We start from the raw sequence: 12,130 nt of genomic DNA on the forward strand, positions 1-12,130 counted from the left end.
TCACCAGATCCCTGCTCGAGACCGGCGGGTTCAGACCAGCGCTACACGCTCAAATGCGATGAGCCCTCATAGGGCTGTGGTGCGGGTAGCGCTGCGGCAAGCTCCGGAGAGACGAGCGCGTAGGGAGCCAACCCGGCGAACAGGGCTTGCCGCAGGAAGGGCGCTTGGGACATGCCCGACAGCGCCGCCAGCGATTCGACCGCTGCCGGAAGGTCACGCGGAACCTTCACGCGGATTTCGACATAGTCAGGTTCCAACGTTCTCTGCCGTGCCATCGTTTCGCCTCCGGTTGTTTGCTTTCGTACTAATTGTCGCGCGAATTGTGTTGGCCGCGCTTGACTTCCCGCGAATTCGCCGCAATTGCTCTATGGAAGGTCGGAAAGGGGACGTTGCACATTGGTGGGAAAGCGTCAATTGCCGGGGACGCGCGAGAATAGACCCGAGGAAGGGAACGCGATCATGGGACTCAATCGACCGAGCTACGACGATGGAACGTTCGAGGAGCGCGGCGACTACACGCCTGCGACCGGACGGAACTACCTCACGCCGAACGGTCTGCCGCGGGCACTGGGTGTCGGCGAGCGGGCGCAGCTGATGCGCTCCCACGGGATGCGCCGCTCGCAGGTGCTGCCCGACGACGGACAGCCCGCGGAGTACGGGATCAAGCTCCGGGACTGACTGGCTCCCGCGCGGTGTCTCCGCACATCCGGCCGCGCGGTGGCTCCCTGCTGGGCCAGGGAGGGCGAACGGCGCGACGTTGAGGGTCAAGGCCTCCCTCGCCCGGTTCGTCACATGCGCGCGGCAGTGCCTCGTTGTGCTCAACGCTTCTCCTCAGTCGAGGACCTGAAGTCCCTCGCGGAGAGCGGAGCGTTGCGGCGCGCGTGAGCAAGGGGACTCTGGTCCTTCCTTGCCGCTCAGCGTGCGCTGCCAGCGGGATGGACCATACAGACCGGAAGCCGTGGAGCGCAACATCCCGGCGGAAAACCCGTCCAACCGTGCTTCGCCGGGCCCGCCCGGGGTGCCCCGCAGTGTGCCGACCTGCTCCGTCGAGAGGGCTGAGACTCGGGCGGAATCTCGGGGCAGCGTGGTGTGCTTCGGTGTCTGGTAGTGGTCCCTGGGGTGCCTTGGTAGGGCGCGCAGACGAGCTTCCAAACTGATTACGCGGGTTCGATTCCCGTCATCCCCTCCATCAGCGCCCCGGTTCACCGAGCCGGGGCGCTTTCGCGTCACGGCCGGTCCTAGGCTCGGCGCATGCCCATCCCGGATCCCGGCCTCGACTCGTGCAGCGCGAACTCCTCGCGGCGTGGCTTCCCGGGGCGCGCGTGGATGCCGACATGTCATGGGGTGTGCTGGAGACGACGGTCCTGAGGGTGACGCACCGCGACCGTGTGGTCGTCGTGAAGGCTGGCGGGCCGGGCGACCACCACATCGCCCGGGAGATCCGCGCCCATCGCGAATGGACGGCACCGCTCGTCGATCGCGGACGCGCGGCCCGACTGCTGCACGCCGACCTCGAGGCGAAGCTGCTCGTGACGGAGCACCTGCCCGGCGCGCTCGTGCAGGATGGCCCCGCCGTGTCGGATCCCGAGACGTATCGGCAGGCGGGTGAGCTGCTCGCGGCCCTGCACGGCCAGCTGGAGGTCGTCGACCCAGACTTCGAGGCCAGCGCGCAAGGTCCTCGCCTGGCTCGACAGGCCGCACCGGATCCCCGCGGACGACGCCGCGCGGCTGCGGCGGCTCATCAGGTCGTGGCCGGAAGCGGAGGTCGTATGCGTTCCCACGCACGGGGACTGGCAGCCGCGGAACTGGGTGATCGACGAGGCCGGCACCGTGCGGGTCATCGACTGGGGGCGCGCGGATCTCCGCCCGCCGCTCGAGGACTTCGAGCGGCTCGACTCGGGCGAGTTCGTGGGGCGCCCGGAGCGCGAGGAGGCGTTCATCCGCGGGTACGGCTCCGATCCGCGCCGCACGCCGGCCTGGTTCCGGCAGCGCACGCGGGCGGGCATCTCCGCCGCATGCTGGTCGTTCGCATTCGGGGTTCCGGAGCTCGAGCAGCGGGGCCTCAGGATGGTCGCCGAAGCGCTGGCGGAAGCGTGAGAGGCCGATCCGGCTGCGTCGGCTAGACTTCACGGGGCCGTTTCGTGTCCCCCGTGGGGACTCCCCGGGGCGTAGCTCAGCTTGGTAGAGCGCCCGCTTTGGGAGCGGGAGGCCGCAGGTTCAAATCCTGTCGCCCCGACGATCGGCCCACACAGACCTACGATCCCGTCGCGCGGCCTGCGCGCGGGAGGAGTCACGAGGAGAACGAACCCCTATGGTCACCAGCACCGTCGAGAAGCTCAGCCCGACCCGGGTGAAGCTGCACATCACGGTCAGCCCCGAGGAGCTCAAGCCGAGCATCCAGCACGCCTACGAGCACATCGCTCAGGACGTGCAGGTCCCCGGCTTCCGCAAGGGCAAGGTGCCCGCTCCGATCATCGACCAGCGCGTCGGCCGCGGCGCCGTCATGGAGCACGCCGTCAACGAGGGCCTCGACGGCTTCTTCCGCGCCGCCGTCGCCGAGCACGACGTGAAGATGCTCGGCCGTCCCTCGGCCGACATCGTCGAGTGGCCGAACGAGAAGGACTTCTCGGGCGACCTGATCGTCGACGTCGAGGTCGACGTCCGCCCCGAGTTCGAGATCCCGTCCTACGAGGACCTCACCATCACGGTCGACGCCGCCGAGGTCGACGAGTCGGCGCTCGACGAGGAGCTCGACCGTCTGCGCGCGCGCTTCGGCACGCTGATCCCGGTCGACCGCCCCGCGGCCAAGGGCGACTTCGTCGAGCTCGACCTCGTCGCCACCATCGACGGCGCCGAGATCGACCGCGCCGAGGGCGTGTCGTACGAGGTCGGCTCGGGCGAGCTGCTCCCCGGCATCGACGAGGCCATCGATTCGCTGACGGCGGGCGAGGACACCACCTTCCGCTCGACGCTCGTCGGCGGTGACCACGCCGGCGAGGAGGCAGAGGTCGCGGTGACGGTCAAGGCCGTCAAGGAGCGCGAGCTGCCCGAGGCGGACGACGACTTCGCCCAGATGGCGAGCGAGTTCGACACCATCGCCGAGCTGCGCGACAGCCTGCGCGAGCAGGTCGCCTCGCGCGGTGCCTTCTCGCAGGGCTCCGCCGCGCGCGACAAGCTCATCGAGACGCTGCTCGAGAAGGCCGACATCGCGGTGCCCGCGCAGCTCGTCGAGGACGAGGTGCACCAGCACCTCGAGCAGGAGAACCGGCTCGAGGACGACGTCCACCGCGCCGAGGTGACCGAGGCGAGCGAGAAGCAGTTCCGCACGCAGATGCTGCTCGACGCGATCGCCGAGAAGCTCGAGGTCCAGGTCTCGCAGGACGAGTTCACGCAGTACCTGATCCAGATGTCGGGTCAGTACGGCATGGCGCCGCAGCAGTTCATCGAGGCGCTGCAGCAGGGCAACCAGCTGCAGTCGGTGATCGGCGACGTCGCGCGCAACAAGGCACTCGCGATCGTCCTCGGCAAGGTCGAGGTCGTCGACAGCAACGGCAAGGCGGTCGACCTGTCCGGCTTCGCCGCCACCGACGAGGACGAGACCGACGAGGACGAGACCGACGAGGTCGACGAGGCCGCGGCCGAGGCGCCTGTCGAGGAGCCCGCCGCCGAGGAGAAGCCGAAGCGCGCGACCAAGAAGAAGGCCGCCCCGGCCGAGGAGACCGCCGCTGAGGAGGCCCCCGCCGAGGAGAAGCCGAAGCGCACGCGCAAGAAGAAGACCGAGGAGCCGGCGGCCGAGTAAGCCGCAGCGCCCGCGAAGGGGGACGGATGCCGCGCGCATCCGTCCCCCTTTGTCATCCACCTGGAAGGAACACCCATGGCCTCCTCATTCGACGACTGGCAGCACCGCATCGACGCGGTCTGGCAGGATGCCGCGCTGACCGACGACGACAGGATCGCGCGGATCGACGCACTTGCCGCGGAGTTGGGGGAGGAGCATCCGGTGGCGCTGTTCGAGCGCGCCGGTGCGCGTGACAGTGCGGGCCTCGAGACCGAGGCCGAGCCGCTCTACCGCCGCGCTATCGGGCTGGGTCTCGACGACCAGCGGCGCACGCGGGCGATCATCCAGCTCGCCAGCACGATCCGGAACCTGGGCAAGACCGACGAGGCGCTCGAGCTGCTGCGGAGCGAGCACGAGCGGGAGGACGCGGCCGCCCTGCGCGACGAGGCTGCGGCGTTCTACGCCCTCGCGCTCGCTTCGGCCGGCGAGCCCGAGCGAGGTCTTTCGATCGCCCTCACGGCGCTTGCGCCGCATCTGACCCACTACACCCGCTCGGTCACCGGCTACGCCGCCGAGCTCGCGCGCGACTGATCCAGCGACCCGCGCGGGTCACGGGCGGATGATCGCGCCCGAGCGGGGCGGGATGCCGTCGGCCTCCGCTCCCAGCGGCGTGGTCGCGAACAGGACCTCGCGGGGTGGAGTGATCGCGAGCGGCAGGTCGGCGAGATTGACGACGATCTCGAGCGCGCCGCGGCGGATCCGGATCCACCGCGGATCCTCGCTCCACTCGGCCGACAGCCGGTCGAAGCGCGGGTCGGTCAGGTCGGGCTCGCGGCGTCGCAGCGCGATGAGCTCGCGGTGGATCTGCAGCAGGCGCGCGTGACGACCGGTCGACGGCTCCGACCAGTCGAGCTTCGACCGGCGGAACGTCTCGGGGGCCTGCGGATCGGGCACGACCGCCGGATCCCAGCCCATACGCTCGAACTCGGCGATGCGGCCCTGCGCCGTCGCCTCCCCGAGCTCCGGCTCGGGGTGGGCCGTGAAGAACTGCCACGGTGTGGACGCGCCCCACTCCTCGCCCATGAACAGCATCGGCGTGAAGGGGCCCGCGAGCGCGAGCAGCGCCGCGATCGCCAGGCCGTCGTCGTCGAGCGTCTGCGAGAGCCGGTCGCCCGTCGCGCGGTTGCCGATCTGATCGTGATCCTGCGCGTAGGCGACGAGGCGCCAGGTGGGCGTCTCGGGCGGGATCGGACGACCGTGCTCGCGTTCGCGGAACGACGACCAGGTGCCGTCGTGGAAGAACCCGCGGGTCGCCGCCTTGGCGAGCGCCTCGATCGGCTCGAAGTCGGCGTAGTAGCCCGAGGTCTCGCCGGTGAGCGCGACGTGCACCGCGTGGTGATAGTCGTCGCTCCACTGGGCGTGAAGACCGTAGCCGCCGCCCTCGCGCGGCGTGATCAGTTTCGGGTCGTTCATGTCCGACTCCGCGATGAGCGTGAGCGGACGCCGCAGGTGCGCGCTCAGCGCGTCGACGCGTTCGGCCATCTCCTGCAGCAGGTGCGTGGGGGAGTCGTCGACAAGCGCGTGAACGGCATCCAGGCGGAGCCCGTCCACGTGGAAGTCGCGCAGCCACATGAGGGCGTTGTCGAGGATGTACTCCCGCACCTCGTGCTCGGAGAGATCGAGAGACGACCCCCAGGTGTTCGCGCTCGCGTCCTGCAGGTACGGGGCGAACAGCGGCAGGTAGTTGCCGCTGGGGCCGAGGTGGTTGTACACGACGTCCTGGATGACGCCGAGGCCCGCGGCGTGGCACGCGTCGACGAACCGCTGGTACGCCTCCGGACCGCCGTAGGTCTCGTCGACGGCGTACCAGAGCACGCCGTCGTATCCCCAGTTCCAGGCGCCGTTGAACGAGTTCACGGGCAGGACCTCGACGAGGTCGATGCCGAGGTCGATGAGGTGCGGGAGACGCTGGATGGCGGCATCCAGCGTTCCGTCCGGGGTGAACGTGCCCACATGCATCTCGTAGATCACCGATCCGGCGAGCTGTCGGCCCGTCCAGCGCTGATCGGTCCAGCCGAAGCCGAGGTCGTGCACCTGGCTCAGCTCATGCACACCGTCCGGCTGGCGCAGCGACCGCGGATCCGGCACGGGCGTGTCGCGGTCGTCGAGCAGGTAGCCGTACCGCTGCCCGGGACGACGGGGGACGTCGGCCCGCCACCATCCGCCCTCGCGCCTCATGTCGTGCGTCTGCCCGTCCACGACGAGGCGCACCGATGCGGGGCGCGGCGCCCAGACCTCGAAACCCATCAGCCCTCCCTCAGCAGCAGGGCGACCGGATAGCGCCCCAGCACGTCCGCAAGCGCCAGGGCGTCGCCCGAGAAGGAGACGCCGGTGATCGCGTCGACGTAGTGGCCGGGCCGCACCATCACGCGCGCGTCGGCCCATCCGCCCCGCCTCTCGAGCCCGAGGGGCAGACGCGTGGCGACCGCCACCGCGCCGCCGCGGTCGAACGCGATCGCGTGCTCCGCGGCCCCGCCCGTGACGTCCAGCCCGGCGTAGCGGGTGAACAGCTCGGGACGGTCGCGGCGGGCGCGGAGGACCCGCGTCGTGACCAGCAGCTTGGCGGCGGCGGTCTCATCGAGGTCGGGCAGCTCGCCGCCGTCGATGCGCTCCAGGATGGCGCGGCGCTCGGCGTAGTCGACCGGAAGGCGATTGTCGGGGTCCACGAGCGACCGATTCCACAGCTCGGACCCCTGGTAGACGTCCGGGACGCCCGGTGCGGCGAGCTGGAGCAGCTTGGCCGACAGCGAGTTCGACCAGCCGGCGGCTTGCACGAACCCCACGCACTCCTCGAGCGTCCGCTGGACGGACGCGTCGTCGAAGGCCGCGTCGACGAGCGCGTGCATCGATCGCTCGAACGCCTCATCCGGCGCGGTCCACGTCGTCCGCGTGCCGGCCTCGCGGGCGGCCTTCTCGGCATACGCGTGGGCGCGCTCGCGGGACAGCGGCCAGGCGCCGATCAGGGATGCCCACAGCAGCGACTCGAACGGGCCGTCGCCGAGGGGCGCCAGCGTGCGCAGCGTGCGGAGGGTGCTGCACCACAGCTCCGGCACTTCGGCGAGGGCGTCGATCCGTGCGCGGGTGTCCTCGCCGCGCTTCGTGTCGTGCGTGGACAGGGTCGTCATCGACAGCGGCCAGGACGCCTGCCGTGCGGCCTGCCGGCGGTGGAACTCGCGCACGTCGATCGCGAACTCGGCGGGATCCCCGCCCACCTCGTTGAGCGAGGCGAGGCGTCCGTAGCGGTAGAAGGCCGTGTCCTCGACGCCCTTCGCCATCACGGCCCCGGAGGTCTGCTGGAACCGGATCGCGGCAGGATGATCCGGGTCGGCGAGCAGGGGGAGCAGCCGGTCGATCGTGCGGGCGAGGTCGCGCCTGCCGCGCTTGGCCGCGGCGGCCGCCTCGTGGAGGTGGTCGAGCCCGGCGGGCAGGTACGACCGGTAGACAGGGAAGCAGGCGAGCAGTTCGGCCAGCGCGTCCTCGGCGCCCTCGATGTCCGGCACGAGCCGGGCGAGGCGCCGCACCTCCGCCTGCAGCAGGCCGTCTGCCACGGCGCGCTTTCCGTCGTGGATCATCCGGTGCCAGTCGGCGGTGCCGGTCTGCGGCGAATCCGCTCGCAGCTCGGCCTCGAGGTCGTCGAGCGCGGTGCGCGCGGCCGAGTCGACGAGGACGCGATCGATGTCGCCGAGGGCGTCGTATCCGGTGGTGCCGGCGGTCGCCCAGTGCGCCGGGAGCGGCTCGCCCGGCTCGAGGATCTTCTCCACGAGCACGTACGCGCCGTCGGACGCGTCTGCAAGGCGGGCGAGGTAGCCGCCGGGGTCGGTGAGGCCGTCGGGATGGTCGATGCGCAGGCCGTCGACGAGCCCCTCGCGGAGCCACCGCAGGATCTCCGCGTGGCTCTCGTCGAACACGCGCGGGTCCTCGACACGCACGGCGGCGAGCGTCGACACCGCGAAGAAGCGGCGGTAGTTCAGCTCGCTGTCACCGCGGCGCCAGTGGACGAGCTCGTAGTGCTGTCGCGCGTGGACCACGCCCGGCGACGCGCCGTCGTCGGCAGTGCCCGGCGCGAGGGGGAACGCGTTGTCGTAGTACCGCAGCTCGCCGTCCTCGATGCGCAGGCCGAGATCCGGCTTCTCGACGTCGTCGTCGCCGAGCACCGGGATCCTGATCCGCCCGCTCGCGGCGTCCCAGTCGATGTCGAACGCCTCGGCGTGACGCGATCCGCGCCCGTGCGTGAGCACGTCCCACCACCACGGGTTCAGCCGCGGCGTCGCGATGCCGACGTGGTTCGGCACGATGTCGGCGAGCACCCCGAGCCCCGCCTCGCGGGCGGCCGTCGCGAACCGCTCGAGCCCCTCGGGTCCGCCGCGATCCGGGTCCACCCGGGAGTGGTCGATCACGTCGTAGCCGTGGTTGGAGCCCGGCTCGCTCGCGAGCAGGGGGGAGAGGTAGACGGTATCGACGCCGAGCGCCTTCAGATAGTCGACGACGCCCGCCGCGGCGTCGAGGTCGAACTCGCGCCGGATCTGCAGGCGATAGGTGGAGCGGGGGATGCGCCCGCTCATCCGTCGGCCTCGACGTCCTGACCGCCGGCACCGCCCTGACCGCCCGCCAGCGCCTGCCGGACGGACGCCGCCGGCGACCACTCGGGCGCGGCCGCCTCCTCCTGCCACTCGCGCAGCACGAGGATCGACCGGGCCGGCACCGCGATGGTGCTTCCCGCCTCGTGAGGTGCGGGATCGCGCCCGTCCGAGGTGTTCAGCACGATGTCCCACGACGCCGCGAACTCGTCGGCGGGAAGGGTGAAGTCGACGGGCTCGCTGTGCGCGTTGAAGAACAGCAGGAAGTGCCGGTCGACGATCCGCTCGCCGCGCGGGCCGCGCTCCTGGATGCCCTGGCCGTTCAGGAACACCCCGAGCGTGCGCGCGTAGCTCGTCTGCCAGTCGCCCTCGTCCATGGGCGAGCCGTCGGGCGTCAGCCACACGATGTCGGGAAGCGGGTCTCCCTCGCCGCGGCGCACCGGCCGGCCGTCGAAGAAGCCCCACCGCCGGAAGGTCGGATGCTCGCGCCGCAGGCGCGACACGAGCGCCGTGAACTCGATCAGGGGCTCGTCGGCCTCGTCCCAGTGGATCCAGGTGAGCGGCGAGTCCTGGGCGTAGCCGTTGTTGTTCCCCTGCTGCGTGCGACCGAGCTCGTCGCCGTGAAGCAGCATCGGCACTCCCTGCGACAGCAGCAGTGTCGTCAGCAGGTTGCGCTGCTGCCGGGCGCGCAGCTCGAGGATCTCGGCGTCGTCGGTCGGCCCCTCCACGCCGAGGTTGTACGAGCGGTTGTGCGACTCGCCGTCCCGCCCGTCCTCGCCGTTGGCCTCGTTGTGCTTCTCGTTGTACGAGACGAGGTCGCGCATGGTGAAGCCGTCGTGCGCCGTGACGAAGTTGATGGAGGCGATCGGCCGGCGCGCGCTTCCCTCGTACAGGTCGGCGGAGCCGGTGAACCGCGAGGCGAACTCGCCGAGGGTCGAGGGCTCGCCCCGCCAGAAGTCGCGCACCGTGTCGCGGAACTTCCCGTTCCACTCGGTCCACTGCGGGGGGAAGTTGCCGACCTGGTAGCCGCCGGGACCGACATCCCACGGCTCGGCGATCAGCTTCACCTGCGACACCACCGGATCCTGCTGCACGAGGTCGAAGAAGCTCGACAGGCGATCGACCTCGTAGAACTCCCGCGCGAGCGTGGATGCGAGGTCGAAGCGGAAGCCGTCGACGTGCATGTCGGTCACCCAGTACCGCAGCGAGTCCATGATCAGCTGCAGCGAGTGCGGGTTGCGGACGTTGAGTGTGTTGCCCGTGCCCGTGTAGTCCATGTAGTACTGCGGGTCGTCCTCGACGAGCCGGTAGTAGGCGGCGTTGTCGATTCCCTTGAACGACAGCGTCGGGCCGAGGTGGTTGCCCTCCGCCGTGTGGTTGTAGACGACGTCCAGGATGACCTCGATGCCCGCGGCGTGGAGCGCCCGCACCATCGCCTTGAACTCCTGCACCTGCTCGCCGCGGTCGCCGCTGGAGGAGTACTCGTTGTGCGGCGCGAGGAAGCCGAGCGTGTTGTAGCCCCAGTAGTTGCGCAGCCCCTTCTCCAGCAGGACGGAGTCGTGGATGAACTGGTGCACGGGCATCAGCTCGATCGCCGTCACGCCCAGCCGCTTCAGGTGGGCGACAACGGCGGGATGGGCGACGCCGGCGTACGTGCCGCGCTGCTCCTCGGGGATCTCGGGATGCAGCTCAGTCAGCCCCTTCACGTGCGCCTCGTAGATCAGCGTCTGGCCGTAGGGGGTGCCGGGGCGCCGGTCTCCGCGCCAGTCGAAGTACGGGTTGATCACCACAGACCGGATGGTGTGCGCGGCCGAGTCGTCCTCGTTGCGCACGTCGGGGTCGTCGAAGTGGTGGTCGAACAGCGACGGATCCCAGTCGATGCTTCCCGACAGCGCCTTGGCATACGGGTCGACGAGGAGCTTGCTGGGGTCGCAGCGATGGCCGGCGGCGGGATCGAACGGTCCGTGGACCCGGTAGCCGTACTCCTGACCGGGGCCGACTCCGGGAAGATACGCGTGCCACACGTTCGCGTCGACCTCGATGATGCCGACGCGCGTCTCGGTGCCGTCGTCGTCGAAGAGGCAGAGCTCGACCTTGTCGGCGACCTCGCTGAAGAGCGCGAAGTTCGTGCCGTCGCCGTCGTATGTCGCACCCAGCGGGTAGGGCCGTCCTGGCCACGTCTCCATGTGATCCTGCCGTTCCTGTGAGGGGAGCCGGGACAGCTCTCACGGCGACGCTAACGCGGAGACCGGGCCCTGCGGAAGGGCTTGCGAATCGGGGCCGCGGGCCGTTAGAGGAGCGCCTTCGCGGCCGCCGGCGGACGGGACTCCGACACCCACGTATGCCCACGGCGAACACGCGCGAGGCCCGGATAACCCGCGGGTAGGGTCATATCGACGCACCACTGAATGGAGTGAGAATGCCCGAACCGCTGATGGCACAGAGTGCCTTCGACCGCCTGCTGAAGGACCGCATCATCTGGCTTGGCTCGGAGGTGCGCGACGACAACGCGAACGAGATCTGCGCGAAGATCCTGCTTCTCGCGGCAGAGGACTCCGAGAAGGACATCTACCTCTACATCAACTCGCCCGGCGGATCGATCACGGCCGGCATGGCGATCTACGACACCATGCAGTTCGTGCCCAACGACATCGTCACCGTCGGCATCGGCATGGCGGCCTCGATGGGCCAGCTCCTGCTGACCAGCGGCACCAAGGGCAAGCGCTACATCACGCCGAACGCGCGCGTGCTGCTCCACCAGCCCCACGGCGGCTTCGGCGGCACCGCGAGCGACATCCAGACGCAGGCGCAGCTCATCCTCGACATGAAGCGCCGTCTTGCCGAGATCACCGCTGCCCAGACCGGCAAGTCGGTCGAGCAGATCAACGAGGACGGCGACCGTGACCGCTGGTTCTCGGCCGAGGAGGCCCTCGCGTACGGCTTCGTCGACCACATCCGCGAGCACGCGGCCGACGTCACCGGCGGCGGCGGCACCGACCGCGCGGCGAACTGAGCCCGGGTACACAGAGAAGGACGTATCGAAGATGCACACCCCCTACACCGGCCAGACGTCGCCCCAGGGCCTGCAGATGCCGGGCAGCCGCTACATCCTGCCCCAGTTCGAGGAGCGCACGGCCTACGGCTACAAGCGCCAGGACCCGTACAACAAGCTGTTCGAAGATCGCGTGATCTTCCTCGGCGTGCAGGTCGACGACGCGTCCGCAGACGACGTCATGGCGCAGCTGCTCGTGCTCGAGAGCCAGGACCCCGACCGCGACATCATCATGTACATCAACTCGCCCGGTGGCTCGTTCACGGCCATGACGGCGATCTACGACACGATGCAGTACATCTCGCCCCAGATCCAGACGGTCGTGCTCGGCCAGGCGGCCTCGGCCGCCGCGGTCCTGCTCGCCGCCGGAGCCCCGGGCAAGCGTCTGGCGCTGCCCAACGCGCGCGTGCTGATCCACCAGCCCGCCGTCGGCGAGGCCGGTCACGGTCAGGCGTCGGACATCGAGATCCAGGCGGCCGAGATCCTGCGCATGCGCACCTGGCTCGAGGAGACGCTCGCGAAGCACTCGAACAAGACGGTCGAGCAGGTCAACAAGGACATCGACCGCGACAAGATCCTGAGCGGCGCGGAGGCGGTCGAGTACGGCCTCGTCGACCAGGTCCTGACGACGCGCAAGCGCCAGCCGGCCATCAAGTAACCACG

11 protein-coding genes and 1 tRNA gene are annotated in these 12,130 nt (G+C 70.0%); 7 read left to right on the forward strand and 5 right to left on the reverse strand.

Annotated features, from left to right (window positions below):
- Window positions 1-41: 41 nt before the first annotated feature.
- Window positions 42-275, reverse strand: a complete 234-nt coding sequence (locus ABD161_RS09645; RefSeq protein ID WP_344001923.1) for a hypothetical protein — start codon at window positions 273-275, stop codon at window positions 42-44.
- A gap of 184 nt (window positions 276-459) precedes the next feature.
- Here ABD161_RS09645 and ABD161_RS09650 point away from each other — a divergent pair, with 184 nt between their 5' ends.
- Window positions 460-678 carry a hypothetical protein gene (locus tag ABD161_RS09650; protein ID WP_344001927.1) on the forward strand — a complete coding sequence of 73 codons (219 nt, stop codon included), beginning with the start codon at window positions 460-462 and terminating at the stop codon, window positions 676-678.
- A gap of 659 nt (window positions 679-1,337) precedes the next feature.
- Here ABD161_RS09650 and ABD161_RS09655 read toward each other — a convergent pair.
- Window positions 1,338-1,673: a hypothetical protein gene (locus ABD161_RS09655; protein ID WP_344002530.1), complete on the reverse strand. Its 336-nt coding sequence runs from the start codon at window positions 1,671-1,673 to the stop codon at window positions 1,338-1,340.
- On the opposite strand from ABD161_RS09655, the gene ABD161_RS09660 reads away from it, so the two are divergent.
- The 4 genes from ABD161_RS09660 (at window position 1,564) to ABD161_RS09675 (ending at window position 4,369) form a co-directional block, all read left to right on the forward strand.
- On the forward strand, window positions 1,564-2,097 hold the full coding sequence (locus ABD161_RS09660; protein WP_344001930.1) for a phosphotransferase family protein: 534 nt from the start codon (window positions 1,564-1,566) through the stop codon (window positions 2,095-2,097). The two genes, ABD161_RS09655 and ABD161_RS09660, sit on opposite strands and share 110 nt — an antisense overlap.
- Window positions 2,098-2,162: 65 nt before the next feature.
- Window positions 2,163-2,236 (forward strand) — tRNA-Pro (locus ABD161_RS09665).
- Between the two features lie 75 nt (window positions 2,237-2,311).
- Window positions 2,312-3,799 carry a trigger factor gene (tig, locus tag ABD161_RS09670; protein ID WP_344001933.1) on the forward strand — a complete coding sequence of 496 codons (1,488 nt, stop codon included), beginning with the start codon at window positions 2,312-2,314 and terminating at the stop codon, window positions 3,797-3,799.
- Between the two features lie 75 nt (window positions 3,800-3,874).
- Complete coding sequence (locus ABD161_RS09675; RefSeq protein ID WP_344001936.1) at window positions 3,875-4,369, forward strand: tetratricopeptide repeat protein; 495 nt, start codon at window positions 3,875-3,877, stop codon at window positions 4,367-4,369.
- 18 nt (window positions 4,370-4,387) lie between these two features.
- Here the strand turns inward: ABD161_RS09675 and treZ are convergent, their stop codons facing one another.
- The 3 genes from treZ to glgX are packed head-to-tail and all read right to left on the reverse strand — an operon-like array spanning window position 4,388 to window position 10,601.
- Complete coding sequence (gene treZ / locus ABD161_RS09680) at window positions 4,388-6,085, reverse strand: malto-oligosyltrehalose trehalohydrolase (protein ID WP_344001939.1); 1,698 nt, start codon at window positions 6,083-6,085, stop codon at window positions 4,388-4,390.
- Window positions 6,085-8,400, reverse strand: coding sequence for a malto-oligosyltrehalose synthase (gene treY, locus ABD161_RS09685; protein ID WP_344001942.1), 2,316 nt, complete (start codon window positions 8,398-8,400; stop codon window positions 6,085-6,087). Before treY ends, treZ begins: the two co-directional genes overlap by 1 nt.
- The gene (glgX, locus tag ABD161_RS09690) at window positions 8,397-10,601 is read right to left on the reverse strand and encodes a glycogen debranching protein GlgX (protein ID WP_344001945.1); all 2,205 of its coding nucleotides are present in this window, start codon (window positions 10,599-10,601) and stop codon (window positions 8,397-8,399) included. The genes treY and glgX overlap by 4 nt, the downstream gene beginning before the upstream one ends.
- A 233-nt stretch (window positions 10,602-10,834) precedes the next feature.
- Between glgX and ABD161_RS09695 the strand changes: the two genes are divergently transcribed.
- Both ABD161_RS09695 and ABD161_RS09700 read left to right on the forward strand, forming a co-directional pair.
- Entirely contained in the window at window positions 10,835-11,428 is a 594-nt protein-coding gene (locus ABD161_RS09695) for an ATP-dependent Clp protease proteolytic subunit (RefSeq protein WP_194210264.1), read from the forward strand.
- Between the two features lie 31 nt (window positions 11,429-11,459).
- Entirely contained in the window at window positions 11,460-12,125 is a 666-nt protein-coding gene (locus tag ABD161_RS09700; protein WP_135112194.1) for an ATP-dependent Clp protease proteolytic subunit, read from the forward strand.
- Window positions 12,126-12,130: the final 5 nt, after the last annotated feature.

The sequence above is a fragment of the Microbacterium paludicola genome (assembly GCF_039529675.1).
GTDB lineage: Bacteria > Actinomycetota > Actinomycetes > Actinomycetales > Microbacteriaceae > Microbacterium > Microbacterium paludicola.

Bases quoted from the DNA above. Each gene is read 5' to 3' on its own strand.
- treZ (WP_344001939.1), bottom strand. From the start codon at position 6,085: ATGGGTTTCGAGGTCTGGGCGCCGCGCCCCGCATCGGTGCGCCTCGTC.
- tig (WP_344001933.1), top strand. From the start codon at position 2,312: ATGGTCACCAGCACCGTCGAGAAGCTCAGCCCGACCCGGGTGAAGCTG.
- treY (WP_344001942.1), bottom strand. From the start codon at position 8,400: ATGAGCGGGCGCATCCCCCGCTCCACCTATCGCCTGCAGATCCGGCGC.
- ABD161_RS09700 (WP_135112194.1), top strand. From the start codon at position 11,460: ATGCACACCCCCTACACCGGCCAGACGTCGCCCCAGGGCCTGCAGATG.
- ABD161_RS09675 (WP_344001936.1), top strand. From the start codon at position 3,875: ATGGCCTCCTCATTCGACGACTGGCAGCACCGCATCGACGCGGTCTGG.
- ABD161_RS09695 (WP_194210264.1), top strand. From the start codon at position 10,835: ATGCCCGAACCGCTGATGGCACAGAGTGCCTTCGACCGCCTGCTGAAG.
- ABD161_RS09660 (WP_344001930.1), top strand. From the start codon at position 1,564: ATGGCCCCGCCGTGTCGGATCCCGAGACGTATCGGCAGGCGGGTGAGC.
- glgX (WP_344001945.1), bottom strand. From the start codon at position 10,601: ATGGAGACGTGGCCAGGACGGCCCTACCCGCTGGGTGCGACATACGAC.
- ABD161_RS09650 (WP_344001927.1), top strand. From the start codon at position 460: ATGGGACTCAATCGACCGAGCTACGACGATGGAACGTTCGAGGAGCGC.
- ABD161_RS09645 (WP_344001923.1), bottom strand. From the start codon at position 275: ATGGCACGGCAGAGAACGTTGGAACCTGACTATGTCGAAATCCGCGTG.